Below are 16,652 nucleotides of genomic sequence, written 5' to 3' on the forward strand. Positions count from 1 at the left end.
ACCTTCACCTTCGGCAAGAGGCTATTGTCCGGTGGGCATCATCTGCACTTCGGCCATGGTCTGCATATTCTCGCAGCCGCCGCCGAGTCGCATGCCGCGCACCGGGCAGGCGTCCAGATAGTCGATGCCCACCGCCAGCTTAAGGTGTTGATTCGGCAGGCGAGTGTTATTGGTGACGTCAAAACTGTGCCAGCGTTCGTCGACCCAGGCTTCTGCCCAGGCGTGGGTAGCCACGTGCGTTGAGTCCTCGCTGTAGAGATAACCGCTGACATAGCGCGCCGGAATATTCAGGCTGCGGCAACAGGCCAGGAACACGTGGGTATGATCCTGGCAGACGCCGGTACCGGTCGCGAACGCCTGAGCCGCGCTGTCGGTGACGCTGGTAGAGCCCGGGGTGTAAGGCATTTTCAGCAGCAGTTCGCCCATCAGATTTTCCAACCCTTCCAGCACCGCCTGCGGTTGATAGTAGCGCAGGGCGAACGCCTGGATCGCACTGTCGGGCTGGGTCAGTGGGCTGTGGCGCAGGAACACCAGCGGTGACAGATGCCCCATCACCTGGTCCTCTACGCCATCTTCTATTTCCACCACGCCGTTGGCCTGAATGGTGATCGCCTGATGCGGATGATCCAGCGTCAGTACGTGCAGCACGTTACCGAAGGCGTCGGTGGTACATACCGCATCTTCCGGCAGCGTCAGTTGCCAGGAGATGATGCGCTGGTGCTGTGAATTTTGTGGCGTCAGACGCAGATACTGGGTGCTGCGCTGCACCTGCTGGGCGTAGGTATAATGGGTATTGTGCTCAATGTTAAGTTTCATTGTGCCTCCAGATAAGTGTGATGGATGCTCTCCGCAATGCCGCCAATCTGTCCGAGAAACGCGTCCAGCCAGTCGTTCAGGCCGACCTGGTTCAGATCCTTCATGCTGCTGAAACGCAGTTCGGCGTGCAGCGTGTGTGCCAGTCGGCGTGGCTGATTCGAACGGTTGCCGCCAATCTGTTCCAGTTGCTGCACCATATCGCCGACGCAGGCCAGCAGGGAGCGCGGGATTTCATTACGCAGGATCATCAGTTCGGCAATGGTGTCGCGGCTGAGCTGTTGCTTGTAGATGCTGTGATAGGCCTCGCGCGCGCTGACTGCCCGCAGCAGCGTGTCCATGCGGTAATACTCGCGCACCGGGTCGCCGTCGCTGTCCATTAGCGCGTTCTTCACCCCCAGCAGGCGGGCGGTGCTGTCGGCCCGCTCCAGCAGAGTGCCGAGGCGGATAAAGCACATCGCGTCGCTGCGCAGCAGGGTGCCGAACATCGCGCCGCGAAACAGGTGCGAACGTTCTTTCACCCAGTCGAAGAAGGCATCCGCCCCCACCGAGCCGATGCCCTGGCGGCGGATCAGCTTCATCTCGATCCAGGTGGCGTTAATGCACTCCCAAACTTCGGAAGACAGGCTGCCGCGCACCGCATGGGCATTGTTCCAGCCCATCTGCAGACAGCTGTAAATGCTGCTGTGGTTGCGGCTGTCGAGCGCAAAGAAGCTCACCAGATTGGCCATGGTCAGGTCAGGATAGGCGGCGGCGTACAACTGGCCGGTACTGGTCAGATTGAGCGGCACCTGCAGATCCTGATCTTCGCTGTCGCGGATCGGCATCATCGACAGCTTGTTGGTGACGTCGAGCACCCGGGCGATGCTTTCTGCCCGCTCCAGATAGCGGGCCATCCAATAGAGTTCACTGGCAGTTCGGCTCAGCATGCGTCGTCCTCCAACACCCAGGTATCCTTGGTTCCCCCGCCTTGCGACGAGTTGACCACCAGTGAGCCTTGCGCCAGCGCCACGCGCGTCAGGCCACCGGGCACCAGACGAATTTCCGCGCCACTGAGAGCAAATGGCCGCAGATCGATATGCCGTGGTGCCAGGCCGTCGTTGACGAAGGTCGGGCAGGTCGACAGCGCCAGCGTGTTTTGCGCAATGTAATTGTGCGGTTTGGCCAGCAGCAGGGTGCGGAAGTGGGCGATTTCGTCTTTGCTCGCCGCCGGGCCGATCAGCATGCCGTAACCACCGGCACCGTGGACCTCTTTCACCACCATCTGTTCCAGATTCGCCAGCACGTAAGACAGCTCATTTTTGTGACGGCATTGCCAGGTCGGCACGTTATTGAGGATCGGCTCTTCCTGCAGATAGAAACGCACCATGTCCGGCACGTACGGATAGATCGACTTGTCGTCGGCCACGCCGGTACCTATGGCATTGGCCAGCACCACGTTGCCGGTGCGATACACCGACAGCAGCCCCGGCACGCCGAGCATCGAGTCCGGGCGGAACGCCAGCGGATCGAGGAAGGCGTCATCGACCCGACGGTAGATTACATCCACCTTGCAGGGCCCGGCGGTGGTGCGCATAAAGACCGCGCCGTCCTTGACGAACAGATCGGCGCTTTCCACCAGTTCAACCCCCATCTGCTGCGCCAGGAAGCTGTGTTCGAAATAGGCACTGTTAAAGCGGCCCGGCGTCAGCACCACCACGGTGGGATCGTTAATCGGCGAGCTTTCACGCAGGGTTTGCAGCAGGTGCGACGGGTAGCGTTCTACCGGTGCGATACGCTGCTGGGCAAACAGTTCCGGGTACAGGCGCATCATCATCTTGCGGTTTTCCAGCATGTAGGACACGCCGGATGGGGTGCGCAGATTGTCTTCCAGCACGTAATACTGGCCGTCGCCGCCGCGCACCATGTCTACACCCACGATGTGCGCGTAAATATTACGGTGCAGGTCGACCCCTTGCATGCAGGGCTGGTACTGATCGTTGGCCAGCACCTGTTCTGCCGGAATGATCCCGGCTTTCAGAATATGCTGTTGATGGTAAATATCGTGCAGAAAGGCGTTGAGCGCCTGGACGCGCTGGCGAATACCGCGATCGAGCATCGCCCATTCGTCGGCAGGAATGATGCGCGGCACGCTGTCGAACGGGATCAGCCGTTCTGCGCCATCATCCTCACCATAAACGTTAAAGGTAATACCCACCCGGTGAAACAGCAGTGCAGCCTCTTCCCTTTTGCGCTGAATGGCCTTTTGATCGGCCTGTTGCAGCCAATGCCAGTAAGCTTCGTAGTGGCCCCGGTGTTTACCCTCAGCCAGAAGCATCTCATCAAAAAACGGTGAAGCAGACAGATCGATATTCAGCATCGTCACCTCGTCGACATTGCAGGCTGTAAACCGATCCAGCATAAAATGTGCCAAGGTGATAAAGGAGCGTAAATGGCGCGAAAACGCCGGGTTGCGGTGGGAAACAGCCCGCTTTCGGTGCAGCCGACCCGGCCACCGCCTTAAAACGGGGCAAAACTGCGGCGCGTGCCTCAGACTCTAAACCCAGCAGTGGATGCCTCGAAGACAGAATGAAAAGTGCGTTATAAAATTGAAGCCGTATTTCTAACGCCTTAATTTATAAAAGCATTCAAGGGACTGATAATGCCGCATGATTTTAATGTTCAGGAGCTGGGACAAAGGGTATTAGCAACAACCAATGAAATCTTTGCTGCCGGTGAACATAACATTCGGGTGCAAATGTTAACCGCAGAAGATTTGGAATGGTGCATTGTGCAGACGCGCCAACAGCCTGAAAATCAGCGTATCCCTTGGGCGTTGAGCGGAGCGGTGCTGGATAATCCCGATGCTTTCAGATTTAGCTTTAAAATTCTGGATGCGGATCAAAGGCCGGCTGGTGCCTGTATATGTCAGTTTTGCCCCGCGACAGGCAATATGCCTGCGGTGCTCAATGTTGAAATGCTGCAAAATCTCCACATCCAAGACTCGTGTCTTGATGGCAATACCTTTCGCTTTGCTCTCTATGCAGCCGTGTTGTTCATGGTCGAAACCCAATGCGTAGGCTTGCGGCTAATATCACCGATCAATGCGAGAGTCGCTGATTACTACATCAATGAACATCACTTTATTGATATCACCTCAGGTGATAATGGCATTCTCTATCGTGATGCACAGGCTTTATTCCAATGGTTTATCGAAGACTCAATCCGTCCAGATTCATCGGCCTCGGTTGATGCTGCACAATATTTGAGCGACAATGATGACCTGCTGACGGGATTATAGGGGGTGATATGGTCATTAAAACTACAGGTCGGATTGTAGCGGAAACTGCTTTCTATGAGCTGGAAGTGTATAAAGCCGAAGGGGAAGGGCTGACAATGGTCAAAACCTATAGCTCTGAGGAGATTAACAGCCTGACGCCACGTGGGAGGGCAATTACCGCCTCACCTGAGGATGTGATAGCGGTTTTGAAACAAGCAGCCAAGCACATTAAACCTCAAAATGATCCGATTATCGAAGCTGCCGGTGGTATCCGTCGAAACCGAACCCATAAGTAATCAGCAATGGCCGCAATAGCGGCCATTAGATTATTCAGTTCAATAATCACCTTTCACATTTCCGGGCGCCCTGGTCTTTATACCTGCAATGATTGCTGCGAAGTGCCGATAGACTGCCGCAGATAATTCAGCAGCATTTGTCGGGTAAAGCGCGGCTCTTCGATCCCACTGTGCTGCAGAAAATACTTCAGGTTGCTGCAATCCCATTGGTAGGTATTTTGGTAGAGCTGCACCGTCGATTGACCATTCACCATATTGTCCCTGAACAGGCTGAGCAACGGATAGAGCGGCGCATCGCCGTTATGTTCCCACTGCGCCCGCCACTGTTCGAAGGGCAGCGGCCGGAAACGGTAGCCGAATTCGCGCTCCAGCAGGTTGAAGAAGCCCTGCAACGTCAGGTTATTCTGGTGCTGGTGGATCAGGTTGAATTTCTTCCCCAGCGCCTGCGGATTGCGGCTGACATGCGCAATGGCCTGGGTCATATAGTCCACCGTCGTCAGGCCTTCGCGCAGATCCTGCAATGCCGGTAGCGTGCCGCTGGCAATGCAGGTTTTCACCAGCCGTCCCCACCATTGATAACTGGCACTGACGCCGGTTCGGCTGTGGCAGGTGGCGTACCCCAGACGGAAGGTCATCAGCGGTAAACCTTGCGATGCCGCCAGGTCGGCTATTTTCTCCATCACCCATTTGCTGCGTACGTAGCCGATGTCGGTGATCACCGCCGGCAGGTTCTGATCGATATCGTCACTTTCCCGCATCACCCGTTTGCCGGTGTGCAGATGCCCCCAGCTGTAGACCGAAATCGTCGACAACAACATCAGCGGCTTGGTGCGCTGGTGGGCGGCAAAGCGAATGATTTCACGCAGGCCCTGCACGTTGTCGCGTTTCATATAAGAATAGGGTTGGATAAAGTTCACTGCGCTCGCCGAGTGATAAATGATATCGACCTGCTGGCTCAGCGCAGCATAGCGCTCGGGTGACAGGGCGAAATTCTGCTCTGCCACGTCACCGGGGACCAGATGGATCCGTGCGCGCTGTTCGGCGGATAAAGCAATCTGATAGCGGGCCAGGATCTCATCGAGTCGTCGTTGAGGGGACTGCTGGTGGCGATCCCGTACCAGGCAATGCAGTTCGGCGCGGGTGGTGGTCAGTAGCTCCGCCAGCAAATGCGCGCCGACAAATCCGGTGGCCCCGGTGAGTAAAATGGCTTTGGGCGAGCTTATTTGCCGCAGGTCATAATCCGGGTTGAAGGTGACGCCCTCGGGCAGCCAGACATCGTCTTGCAGAGCACGCACCGGTTCGCTGTCTACCGTTGGCAGGGCATGGCCGCTGCGCTCATCCAGCGCTTGTGCCAGACGGTTGATCGTTGGGTACTCATAAATATCGCGTACATAGACTTTAATCCCAAGCTGCTGGTCGATGGCCGTCACCAGCTTTGCGGCCAGCAGTGAATGGCCGCCGACGTCGAAAAAGTTGTCGTCGGCACGGATATCGGTCATCCCCAACAGGTTGCGCCAAAGGGTGGCAATGGCTTGCCGACGGCCGGTTAGCGTTTCGGTTACCGTCGGTTGATCCGGGCGGGAGAGGGCCAGCAGGGCGGCCTTATCGGTTTTGCCGTTGGCGTTGATCGGCAGACGTTCCAGCAGCAGGTAGTCGGCGGGCAGGAAGTAGGACGGCAGTTTTTCCTTCAACTGTTGCTTCACGCGTTCGAGTAACTCAGGGGCATTTTTGTCGGCCACCAGAAAGGCCAGAATCTGTTTGTTGGCTGGATCCTGTGGCTGGGTGACGATGGCGACGGCTGCCTTCACGCCTGCAACCTGCGCCATAATGCTTTCTATTTCCCCCAACTCCACCCGATTGCCGCGGATTTTGATTTGGTCGTCGATGCGGCCGAGAAACTGGATACGCTGGTCCGGCAGCCAGCGTGCCCGATCGCCACTGCGATAGAGACGTTTACCGGCGAAATGTGGCGGCGTAATAAATTTTTCGGCAGTGAGCTGCGGGTTATTCAGGTAGCCACGCGCCAGGCAACTGCCGCTGATGTAAAGCTCGCCGGGCTGCTGGTCGCGGACCGGTTGCAGGTTGTCGTCGAGAATGAAGATCTCGGTATCCGCCACCGGTCGGCCGATGGTGGCAGGGGCATGTTGTGTCGCACAGCTGACCGGATTCCAGGTGGCGAAGATGGTCGCTTCCGTCGGACCGTAGTAATCCACCAACGGATAATTTATCCCGCTGAGATCGACCGGGTTGAGTTTTTCCCCGGCGGTAAACAGGTAACGCAGCGCCAGCTTTTCCGGCTGTGGCGTGCTGACGATGTCTGCCACCAGCACCGTGGGGACAAAAGCATGGGTAACCTGGTGGTGTGCAAAAAAGTTGAGCAAGGCAGAGGGTTGCAAGCGGGTCTCTTCATCCGGCAAATACAGCGTGCCGCCGCTGGTCAATGCCGCCCAGATTTCCCACTGCGCCACATCAAAGCCGATGCCGGCCATCAGCGTTGAACGACTTTGGTGATCCACCGCGAATTTTTGGTTATGCCAGAGAACAATATTCAGCAGTGAATGATGCTCAATCATCACTCCCTTGGGGCTGCCCGTGGTGCCGGAGGTGAAAATAATATAGGCCGTTGCATCTCCTTTTGGCTTTATTAATTCAAAGGGCAATAATTCACCTGAGGTTATATTATCAATCACAAGGGGATTTATGCTCGAGTCTTTTATTTCAAAATCGATTGATAAGTTACTTAATATTATTGTTTTAGACGCACTTTGTCTGACGATATCTTGAATTCTTTTTTCAGGGTATCGGGCATCGATGGGAATATAGCTGGCACCGGCTTTGATAATCGCCAGCATACCGATCAGTAATTCCGGCGTGCGCAGTGCCACCAGAGGTATATAGTCACCGGGGCTGATACCCTGCTGTTGCAACCGACCACAGAGTTGGTTACTGGCATCATCCAGTTGCCGATAAGTGAGGCGCTTATTGTTACTGACTATCGCCAACTTCTCGGGGAAATAAGCAACCTGTTGGATAAAATGATCCAATACGCTTTGAGCCATGGGTATATTCTCCTGAGATTATTAGTCTGATCAACAAACTACGAAGAGTCATGGCCCGGCCGGGTGAAGAATAATTATAGACGCATTTTTATTATGGGAATGAAAATATATTGAGAATGGAGTTATCTTTATAAAATAACTGGAATAATAATTTTCCTAAAATAAAAGCGGCCAGCCGATGGCTGACCGCTGGGCGCGTTAGCGTGGAATTAACGACGAACGGCGATAGCTTCGATTTCGATCTTCACGTCTTTCGGCAGACGGGCGACTTCGACGCAAGAACGGGCCGGGAACGGCGCGCTGTGCTCGGTGAAGAAGCTTTCGTAAGCGGCGTTAACGGTGGCGAAATCGTTCAGGTCTTTTACGAAGACCGTGGTTTTCACGATGTCGGCGACTTTCAGGCCGGCAGCTTCAACGATCGCTTTAACGTTTTCCAGTGACTGGCGTGCCTGTGCGGCTACGTCGTCGGCAACGGCGCCGGTTTTAGGATCGACCGGGATCTGGCCGGAAGTGATGATCATGCTGCCCAGATCAACGCCCTGCACGTAAGGACCAATGGCTGCCGGGGCGAGTTCAGTGCTAATGTTACGTGACATTTTTTCTCCTAATTTACCCTTCGTCTTTCAAACCGCAGCGTTGTTGACTGCGTGTGCTCACCCCAGTCACTGACTTAAGTCAGCTCCTGGGGATTCCCACACTTGCCGCCTAGCTGCGGCTCGAAATCCATTGGGTAATAAACGTGGGTATTTTCTTCAGTGACTCATTATAGGGAGTGGCGAGCAGATTAACAGCGCCGTTCCCGGTCAATAGGCATATTTCAGTCTGCCTGCAATACCACCTGATGTTCGAACTCTTTCTCGCAGTAGCGGCACTTCAGGTGCACGTCGCCGTCGCGGGATTTCACGCTAAAGCTGGAAGACACCGGCTCACTGCGGCTGATGCAGTTGCTGTTCGGGCAGGTCAGCACGCCGTCGATATGATCCGGCAGGCTGAGGGTCAGCTTGCGTACCACTTCGTAATTGTCGATGCGGTTGACGGTGGCTTTTGGCGCGTACATCGCCAGCTGGTTGGCCTGCTGTTCGGTCAGGAAGGTGTTCTCGATTTTGATCAGGTCTTTGCGGCCCAGCTCGTTGGAAGGCAGGTTCAGGCCGATAGTGATGCGCTGGTCGGTGGCGGTCAGCTTGAACAGCGTCAGCAGTTTAAAGCCTATCTGCGCCGGAATATGGTCAATCACCGTACCGCACTTGATCGCTTCAACCTGCAGTTTGTTATCGTGAGTCATGACGGTTCCCCCTTAAAGAGCCAAATCTGCGTTTAATACCAGCGCCAACAGCGCCTGACGGGCGAAAATACCGTTGCCCGCCTGCTGGAAGTAGTGGGCGTACGGCGTTTTATCCACGTCGGTGGTGATCTCATCAATGCGTGGCAACGGGTGCAGCACCTTGAGGTTGTCGCGTGCTCCGGCCAGATCTGCCGCGCGCAGCACGAACTGTGCCTTCACGTTGGCGTATTCGGAAGGATCCAGACGTTCTTTCTGCACCCGGGTCATGTAGAGAATATCCAGCTCCGGCACCACTTCTTCAATGCTGCTGTGCAGGCTGTACTGGATACCTTTCTCTTCCAGCATCTGCAGGATGTAGGCCGGCATCGCCAGCGCGTCCGGGGCGATGAAGAAGAAGCGGTTGCCTTCAAACTTGGCCAGCGCCTGCGCCAGTGAGTGCACGGTACGGCCGTATTTCAGGTCGCCGACCATGGCGATATTGATGTTGCTCAGGCGGCCCTGGGTTTCCTGAATGGTAAACAGGTCGAGCAACGTCTGGGTCGGGTGTTGGTTGGCACCGTCACCGGCGTTAAGCACCGGAATGCCGCCGGAGAATTCGGCCGCCAGCCGTGCAGCGCCTTCCTGCGGGTGGCGCATCACGATGGCATCGACGTAGGTGCCAATCACCGAAATGGTGTCGGCCAGGGTTTCGCCCTTCTTGCCGAGTGAGGTATTGCTGCCGTCGGCAAAGCCCACCACCGAGGCACCCAGGCGGTGCATCGAGGTTTCAAACGACAGGCGGGTACGGGTTGAGGCTTCAAAGAAGCAACTGGCGATCACCTTGTGCTTTAACAGCTCGGGCTGTGGATTGGCTTTCAGGCTGGCGGCGGTGCGCAGCACCAACTCCAGATCCTCGCGGCTGAGATCGTTAATAGAGATGATATGTTTGTGATACAGCGGGTTGGCCATTTTTCACTCTCCTCGACTCGTGCCCGTGGCGCGGGGCTTTGAACAGATTTTTCAGGCAAAAAAAAGCCCCTCAACGAGGGGCTTGAAACGATCGGTTTAGCAACAGGAGAAACAACGGCAGTGTGCTGCCGATTGGCAGTCGGTTTTGTCGGTTGTGGCTAACAAAACAAACGTCGTTTTTCATGCTTTCTCCTGGCAAATTGTCGTGCATTATACTCGCGCTTTTGATCACTGCAAGCGCTAAAACGCCGATTTTTGTCCTTTCGCAATCGATTGGCTGGTGGCTTTCAGAGACGGACTGCGTTATTCGACGATCATGGGGTTCGTCGTAGCAAAATAACCAGCACAAAAATACCGCCAAGACCGGCAGTAATAATCCCGATGGGCAGTTCCTGGGGCGCGGTAATGACCCTGCTTAGCAGATCGCCGGCTGAGAGCAATATGGCGCCCAATACGCCCACCAACGGCAGCAGACGCCGGTGACGAACGCCGGTAAAGGGGCGTGCCAGATGAGGGACCATTAAACCGACAAACCCAATCACGCCGGTTAATGCCACCAGTAACGCGGTCGCCAGCGAACAACACAGAAAGACTTCGGTGCGTAAGCGACGGGTGTTGATACCCAGAGAACCTGCGGTTTGTTCGCCGGCCAGCAAGCCGTCCAGCGAGCGCCAGCGTAAGGCAATCAATGCCACCAGTAACAGCAAAGCTATCAAGGCAAAAATCAAATTATCCCAACGAGCCAGCCCCAGCCCACCCAGGGTCCAGAAGAGCACGCTGCTGGCGGTGCGTTGATCGCCGGAAAACACCAGATAATTGGTGAAGGCGCCGAATAAAAAAGAGACCGCCAGGCCGCAGATAATCAGTTTCTCGGTGCCTTTCTGCGATTGAGTCATAAAAATAATCATCACCACCGCAGCGGAAAGTATGCCACCGACAAAAGAGGAAACCGGTAATGCCCAGGCTCCGAGGCTATTACCGAGCCGGGTGATCACCATGACTACACCGGCAGAGGCACCTGAGGAAAGGCCGAACAGGAAGGGATCGGCCAGGTCATTGCGGGTAGTGGTTTGTAATAGCGCGCCGACCAGTGCCAACCCGGCCCCGGCCAGTAACCCCAGCAGCGTTCGGGGCAGACGGAGTTCCAGCACAATGCTTTTGATCATCGGCGGCACTTCGCCAGAGGTGATACCCAGCGCGGTCATCACCTGCGAAAAGGAGAGCGACACGCTGCCTTGTGCCACATTGGCGAGGATCAGCCCTGCCAGCAATAGCGGGGCGATGACCCATGCCAACCGGAAACGCATTTTTTCCGTCATCAGATGAAGACAGTGGGGTGAAGCGCGTGAGCCAGTTTGTGGATGGCATCAATATTGACCGGCCCCGGCGTCAGCTCCTGATATTTTAATCTCAAATAACGATGATGGAGCACCGCCAGGGTGTGTTTCATCAAGGGATGTTGTTCCAGGAAACGTTGCCGTGCGTCGATATCGCCGGTGGCCTCTGACTGGTAATCCACCAAAATGATAAATTCAGGCTCCGTCGCCGCAACACTTTCCCAATTGGTGGTCGTCCAACTGGTATTCAGGGTATCCATCACATTCTTCGCTCCGGCGGCTTCAATAATCGCCGTCGGCATCGCGTAAGCCCCGCTGGTGTAGGGCTTATCCTCACCGGAATCATAAAGGAACACCTTTATCGGCTTTTGGGTCGCAACTTTGCTGTGGATATCGGCCACTTGCTGCTTCCAGCCATTGACCAGCGTTTGTGCATCTTCCTGTTTGCCGAAGACTTTACCGAGCCTGATGATGTCGTCGTATAACAAATCCAGACTGGCACGCGGGCGATGACTGTCGACGTGAATGCAGCTTTCACTCAGCACCAGCGTTTTGATATTAAATTTTGCCAGCGCCTGTGGGGTTACATCACCACGAAGCCCATAGTTCCAACCGGCGAAGAACAGGTCAGGCTCCACGGCGAGAAGATTTTCGATGGTCGGATATTTCGGTGCCAGCTCAGGGATAGTCCCTCGCTGCTGGGTGAATTCAGGGATGTTTTTATACCAGCCGGAGATCCCGGTGACGCCAACCATGGACGGCTGTAGCTGCAGGGCAAACGCCATTTGCGACATATTGATGTCTTGAATCACGGCACGCTGTGGGGCCTGGCTAAAAGTCAGTGGCTGGCCACAGTTGTCTACCGTGACAGGGAAGCCAGAAGCAGCGGCGCTTGTTGAGGTTAATGCCAGTAATGCGGTGAGGATTAACTTTTTCACATCGACTCCAGGTTGATAAACCGGAGTCAGTCGCCCGGTTGATTGGAAACCGGGGCAACATACCTGAATAATTTGTATGGCAAATGTAGTTAGATCAAACAACCTTCGATTTGGGTGAATTTCAGCGGGATGAGGGCGGTAACGCCTCGAAAAAGCGTAAGGCTGCGCCGGTGATCGGGTGGCGGGCTTGCAGCGATTTCATACCAAACACCTGTTGCAGATGCGCTGACTCCAGCACCGCATCGGGGGGGCCATAACAAAGGATTTCCCCTTGATTCATCATGATGACTTTGTCGGAAAAAGGTTGAACCAACTCAAGATCATGCAGCACTTTTAAGGTGGCGATGTTTTTTTCATGGATCAGCGACAGCAGTTGGTGTCGGGCCAGGGGATCGAGATGGTTGGTGGGCTCATCAAGTAATAGCAATGTCGGCTGCTGCGCCAGCACCCGGGCGAACCCGGCACGTTGACGTTCGCCACCCGAAAGCTGGCCTAATGGCATATCTTGCAGATGGCGGATACCCACGTCATCCATGGCTTTTGCCACAATCAACGGGTGCTCGGATTGCCCCTTTTCAGCCTGCCAGGGCAAACGGCCCAGGGTCACATACTCGTTAACCTTAAGCCGTAAATCTGCATTGTCGTGCTGGCTAAGCAAGGCGATAGAGCGCGCGCGTTGCTGGGGCTTAATGGCGGATAAGGGCGTTCCCTGAAAGAGAATTTCACCTTCGCTGGGCTTGAGTTCACCGGTTATCAGCCGTAATAGCGTGGATTTTCCGCTGCCGTTTGGGCCGATAAGGGTAACGGACTCCCCTTGCTGCAGGGCAAAGGTGAGCCGGTTAATCCGCGGGGGTTTCCCTGGGCTGGCCAGGGAAATATTCTGCACCGATAAGAGGCTGTCGGTGGGCAGGTTATTCATCAGCTATCCTTTTCTGTCATCAGAAAAACGTCTCTATGGTTTCGATAACGTTGTAATCATCATCAATCAAAAACAGCGTTTTCCATTTATCAAAGGTCAGGCACGGGTGCGAGGTGGCGAACACCAGAATATCACCAACCTGCAGCGGGAATTCTGCCGGGCAGCTCAGCATGGCGTGCTGATCCATTATGCCATGGGTAATCAGGTGCTGGGTGTCGCTTTCCTGGCGAACCCCGTTGCGGTAATGGGCGATTGGCTGTGGCAGACCGGCATCGAAGGCCGCATCCCGCTTGCCGAAGTTGACGATAACCCGGCCTGGTTCCGGCACCGACTGCACCAGCGCCACCAGTTCCAATGCCGAGGTTAATTCCCCCGCCAGGTCGCAGGCGTAGCGGTCGCGGGCCAGCACGGCATTTTGCGCGTCCTGGTAAATGCCCTGATCGTGGGTGATGTAGCAGCCGGGGCGGATCACCACCCGACAGTTTGCCGGCAGCGCTTCTTCACGCCAGACGTTACACACCACGTCATACCAGGAAGAACCGGCACCGGTCAGGATCGCCTCCCCGGCGTTCAACAAGCCTTGCTGGTGCAGCGTACGCAGCAGACCGGCGGCGTCACGCAGGAATTGTTCGATTTTGCTCTGGGCGTCATCGCCGTGCATCACGCCTTCATACAGTTCGATACCCTGCAGACGTAACCCCGGCAGCGCGGCTATTTCCTGTGCCAGTTGTTCCGCCTGCGCCACGCTGCGGCAGCCACAGCGCCCACCGGGTACCCCCAACTCCAACAACACATCCAGAGTTTGCCCGCGCTGGCTGAAAAACGCCGCGAGGGTTTGCGCATTGCTCAGGCTGTCGATACAGCAAAAGAAACCGCTATTGGGGTGCTGCGCTTTGAGTTCGGCGATCAGTTGCATATTGGCCTTGCCGACCAGTTGGTTCGCCATCAGTACCCGAGGCACACCGGCTTCCATGGCCACTTTTGCCTGCCAGGCCGAACCGACGCCAATCGCCCAGGCCCCTTGCGCGACCTGATGCTGGAAGATCCACGGCGTCATGGTGGTTTTACCGTGTGGGGCCAAAGAGACGCCGCGCACATCGGCATAGTTTTGCATCCAGGCAATATTGTTTTTCAGGCTGCTGGATTTAATGGCGGCGGCCGGCAGGCAGACATCCTCATTGAGCAGGTTTGCCGGCGCATCAGGGTGATTGTGCATCACGGCGGCTTTGTGGGTAACGGAGAAATCTTTTTGGTATTTCATAACATTATCCTTTAAGGGTTCTATCTTTTTCAAAATGAGTATCGTTATTAAAATTATTGATTTAACTGGTTTTTAAATATTTATTATCGTGAGTTGGGTACAAAGTATCATTTTTAGAACTGTTTTTTGTGTAGTCTTCCACTGTTTTCTTGCATTGTAAATGACAAAATTTAACCACTATGAGGTGAGGCGATGGGTGTTGAAATCGACATTATCTCGCGCATTACGGAGCGTTTTATCGAGCTGAGCAGCGCCGAGAAACGTATCGCGCAATTCATTCTGGACGATGCCGACGCGGTAACTGCGCTGCCGATCGCCGAACTGGCCCGGCAGGCTAACGTTAGTCAGGCTTCGATCACGCGGTTTGCCAAAACGCTGGGCTGCCGGGACGTGCGTGATCTCAAGGTCAAGCTGGCGCAGTCGTTGGCGGTGGGGCAAAGGTTTATTCATGAAGAGCCGGACCTGGAAGGGATCCAGGGGATTTATGAAACCATCATCAATGTCCTGAACATTAACCGGCGGACCATCGATGAAGCGGCGTTGGGCAAAGCGGTAGGGTGGCTCAGCGATGCGCGGCAAATTTTGGCGATTGGCATGGGCGGCGGCTCGACTATTTGTGCGGCAGAAGTGCAGCATCGTTTGTTCCGGCTCGGGCTGCCGGTGATCGCGCAAAGTGACGGTCTATTGGTCCGCATGATGGCGGCGGCGGTGAGCAAACAGGATGTGGTGGTGGCGCTGTCACTGGGCGGCTACACGCAGGAAGTGGTGGAAAGTGCCGCCATTGCCCGCCAGTACGGGGCCAAAGTGGTGGCGATTACCCCCGCCGGAACGCCGCTGGCGGCACAGGCTGACGTACTGCTGGCGCTGGTGGTGCGGGAAAATGACTACATCTACAAACCCAGCACCTCGCGCTACGCCATGCTGGCGATGGTGGACGTACTGGCGACGGCATTGGCCATGGCGAATAAACGCCAGTCCAGGGACCGGTTGCGTCGCATCAAGCTGGCGCTGGACAGCCATCGCGGAGGGGCCGATCGGCAGCCGTTGGGTGACTGAGCCGGTATCCCACAGACAATAACGGAAGGATGAGGATTCATGCGGTATCAGTATCTGTTTAAAAATGTCACGGTGATCGACGGCAGCGGCGGGCCGCAGTACCGGGCGGATGTTGCGGTCAAAGACGATCGGATCGCGGCGATTGCCCCTGCTATAGAAGCCGACGCCGAGGTGGTGATCGATGGCCGGGAGCGGGTGTTGTCTCCGGGGTTTATCGACGTGCATACCCATGATGATACCAACGTGATCCGCATGCCTGAAATGCTGCCGAAGATTTCCCAGGGGGTGACGACGGTGATTGTCGGCAACTGTGGCATCAGCGCGGCCGGTGCGGTGATCAGAACCCAGGTGCCGGATCCGATGAACCTGCTGGGTGAGAAAGAACATTTCGTTTACCCGACCATTGCGGCTTACCGTCAGCAGGTGGAAGCCGTGACGCCTGGAGTGAACGTCGCGACGCTGATTGGGCATACTACCTTGCGCAGCAACCAGATGGATGACCTGTTCCGCCCGGCCAATGCCGGGGAGATCGTCGCCATGCGCGAGCAATTGCGTACGGCATTGCAACAGGGCGCGTTGGGGTTGAGCACCGGTCTGGCCTACGCCACGGCGTTTTCGGCCCCCACCGAGGAGGTGATGGCCCTGGCGGAAGAGTTGGCGGGCGAGCAGGGTATTTACACCACTCACCTGCGCTCGGAGTTTGAACCTATACTCGAGGCGATGGATGAGGCCTTCCGCATTGGCCGTCATGGCCGGGTGCCGGTGGTGATTTCACACCATAAATGTGCCGGGGCTAAAAATTGGGGCCGCACCCAGGAAACGCTAAAACTGTTCGATAAGGTGCGTCAGACGCAGGATGTGTCCTGCGACTGCTATCCCTATTCCGCCAGCTCGTCGACGCTGGATTTAAAACAGATCACCGATGAATTCGACATCGTCATCACCTGGTCCGAAACGCACCCGGAGATGGCGGGGCAGTCATTGCGGGACATCGCCGGAACCTGGTCGATGAGCCTGCATGAGGCCGGCAAGCAGCTGATGCCGGCGGGCGCGATTTACTACAACATGGATGAGCAGGATGTACGCCGGGTGCTGAGTTATCCGCTGACCATGGTCGGGTCGGATGGCTTGCCGAACGATCCGATGCCGCATCCGCGCCTGTGGGGAGCCTTCCCACGCGTACTGGGTCATTATAGCCGCGATGAAGGCCTTTTCCCCCTGACCGTGGCGGTGCACAAAATGAGCGGCATGTCCGCGGCGCGTTATCAACTGCCGCAGCGTGGGCTGATCAAAACAGGTTACTACGCCGATCTGGTGTTGTTCGATGCGTTGAAAGTGAAAGACAGCGCAACCTTCAGCCAGCCCCAACAACCCGCCGCCGGGATTGACGCGGTGTGGGTGAACGGCGTACTGAGTTATGAACATCAGGCCGTTACCGGCCTGCGCGCCGGGCGGTTTTTATGCCGCCAGGGCAAATAAATCGA

At 55.9% G+C, this 16,652-nt stretch carries 15 protein-coding genes; 4 read left to right on the forward strand and 11 right to left on the reverse strand.

Annotated features, from left to right (window positions below; translation table 11 throughout):
• Positions 1–21: 21 nt before the first annotated feature.
• The 3 genes from QOT07_RS02240 to QOT07_RS02250 are packed head-to-tail and all read right to left on the reverse strand — an operon-like array spanning position 22 to position 3,172.
• A complete protein-coding gene (locus QOT07_RS02240; protein WP_085119529.1) occupies positions 22–816 on the reverse strand; it encodes a transglutaminase family protein in 795 nt (264 codons plus the stop codon).
• A complete protein-coding gene (locus QOT07_RS02245; protein ID WP_099065067.1) occupies positions 813–1,742 on the reverse strand; it encodes an alpha-E domain-containing protein in 930 nt (309 codons plus the stop codon). The genes QOT07_RS02240 and QOT07_RS02245 overlap by 4 nt, the downstream gene beginning before the upstream one ends.
• On the reverse strand, positions 1,736–3,172 hold the full coding sequence (locus tag QOT07_RS02250; RefSeq protein ID WP_085119621.1) for a circularly permuted type 2 ATP-grasp protein: 1,437 nt from the start codon (positions 3,170–3,172) through the stop codon (positions 1,736–1,738). Before QOT07_RS02250 ends, QOT07_RS02245 begins: the two co-directional genes overlap by 7 nt.
• A 282-nt stretch (positions 3,173–3,454) precedes the next feature.
• Between QOT07_RS02250 and QOT07_RS02255 the strand changes: the two genes are divergently transcribed.
• Positions 3,455–4,093 (forward strand): hypothetical protein, encoded by a 639-nt coding sequence (locus QOT07_RS02255; protein WP_283602494.1) that lies wholly within the window; start codon positions 3,455–3,457, stop codon positions 4,091–4,093.
• An 8-nt stretch (positions 4,094–4,101) separates the two neighbouring features.
• Positions 4,102–4,368: a hypothetical protein gene (locus QOT07_RS02260; protein ID WP_099065066.1), complete on the forward strand. Its 267-nt coding sequence runs from the start codon at positions 4,102–4,104 to the stop codon at positions 4,366–4,368.
• A 77-nt stretch (positions 4,369–4,445) separates the two neighbouring features.
• Here QOT07_RS02260 and QOT07_RS02265 read toward each other — a convergent pair whose 3' ends face one another.
• From QOT07_RS02265 to QOT07_RS02300, 8 genes are all read right to left on the reverse strand, one after another.
• The gene (locus QOT07_RS02265) at positions 4,446–7,427 is read right to left on the reverse strand and encodes an amino acid adenylation domain-containing protein (protein WP_283602495.1); all 2,982 of its coding nucleotides are present in this window, start codon (positions 7,425–7,427) and stop codon (positions 4,446–4,448) included.
• Positions 7,428–7,636: 209 nt separating this feature from the next.
• Positions 7,637–8,023, reverse strand: a complete 387-nt coding sequence (gene ridA / locus QOT07_RS02270; protein ID WP_017891419.1) for a 2-iminobutanoate/2-iminopropanoate deaminase — start codon at positions 8,021–8,023, stop codon at positions 7,637–7,639.
• A gap of 221 nt (positions 8,024–8,244) precedes the next feature.
• Entirely contained in the window at positions 8,245–8,709 is a 465-nt protein-coding gene (pyrI, locus tag QOT07_RS02275; RefSeq protein WP_020825003.1) for an aspartate carbamoyltransferase regulatory subunit, read from the reverse strand.
• A 12-nt stretch (positions 8,710–8,721) separates the two neighbouring features.
• Positions 8,722–9,657 (reverse strand): aspartate carbamoyltransferase, encoded by a 936-nt coding sequence (pyrB, locus tag QOT07_RS02280; protein WP_099065064.1) that lies wholly within the window; start codon positions 9,655–9,657, stop codon positions 8,722–8,724.
• Positions 9,658–9,971: 314 nt separating this feature from the next.
• A complete protein-coding gene (locus QOT07_RS02285; RefSeq protein ID WP_261427686.1) occupies positions 9,972–10,976 on the reverse strand; it encodes a FecCD family ABC transporter permease in 1,005 nt (334 codons plus the stop codon).
• Entirely contained in the window at positions 10,976–11,932 is a 957-nt protein-coding gene (locus tag QOT07_RS02290; RefSeq protein WP_283602496.1) for an ABC transporter substrate-binding protein, read from the reverse strand. Before QOT07_RS02290 ends, QOT07_RS02285 begins: the two co-directional genes overlap by 1 nt.
• A 121-nt stretch (positions 11,933–12,053) precedes the next feature.
• Positions 12,054–12,851 (reverse strand): ABC transporter ATP-binding protein, encoded by a 798-nt coding sequence (locus QOT07_RS02295; protein ID WP_099065061.1) that lies wholly within the window; start codon positions 12,849–12,851, stop codon positions 12,054–12,056.
• A 19-nt stretch (positions 12,852–12,870) separates the two neighbouring features.
• Positions 12,871–14,112: an amino acid deaminase gene (locus QOT07_RS02300; protein ID WP_099065060.1), complete on the reverse strand. Its 1,242-nt coding sequence runs from the start codon at positions 14,110–14,112 to the stop codon at positions 12,871–12,873.
• Between the two features lie 192 nt (positions 14,113–14,304).
• Between QOT07_RS02300 and QOT07_RS02305 the strand changes: the two genes are divergently transcribed.
• On the forward strand, positions 14,305–15,168 hold the full coding sequence (locus tag QOT07_RS02305; protein ID WP_099065059.1) for a MurR/RpiR family transcriptional regulator: 864 nt from the start codon (positions 14,305–14,307) through the stop codon (positions 15,166–15,168).
• 39 nt (positions 15,169–15,207) lie between these two features.
• The gene (locus QOT07_RS02310; protein ID WP_207978054.1) at positions 15,208–16,647 is read left to right on the forward strand and encodes an N-acyl-D-amino-acid deacylase family protein; all 1,440 of its coding nucleotides are present in this window, start codon (positions 15,208–15,210) and stop codon (positions 16,645–16,647) included.
• Positions 16,648–16,652 lie beyond the last annotated feature (5 nt).

It is taken from the genome of Serratia proteamaculans, from assembly GCF_949794035.1.
Classification (GTDB): Bacteria; Pseudomonadota; Gammaproteobacteria; order Enterobacterales; family Enterobacteriaceae; genus Serratia; species Serratia proteamaculans.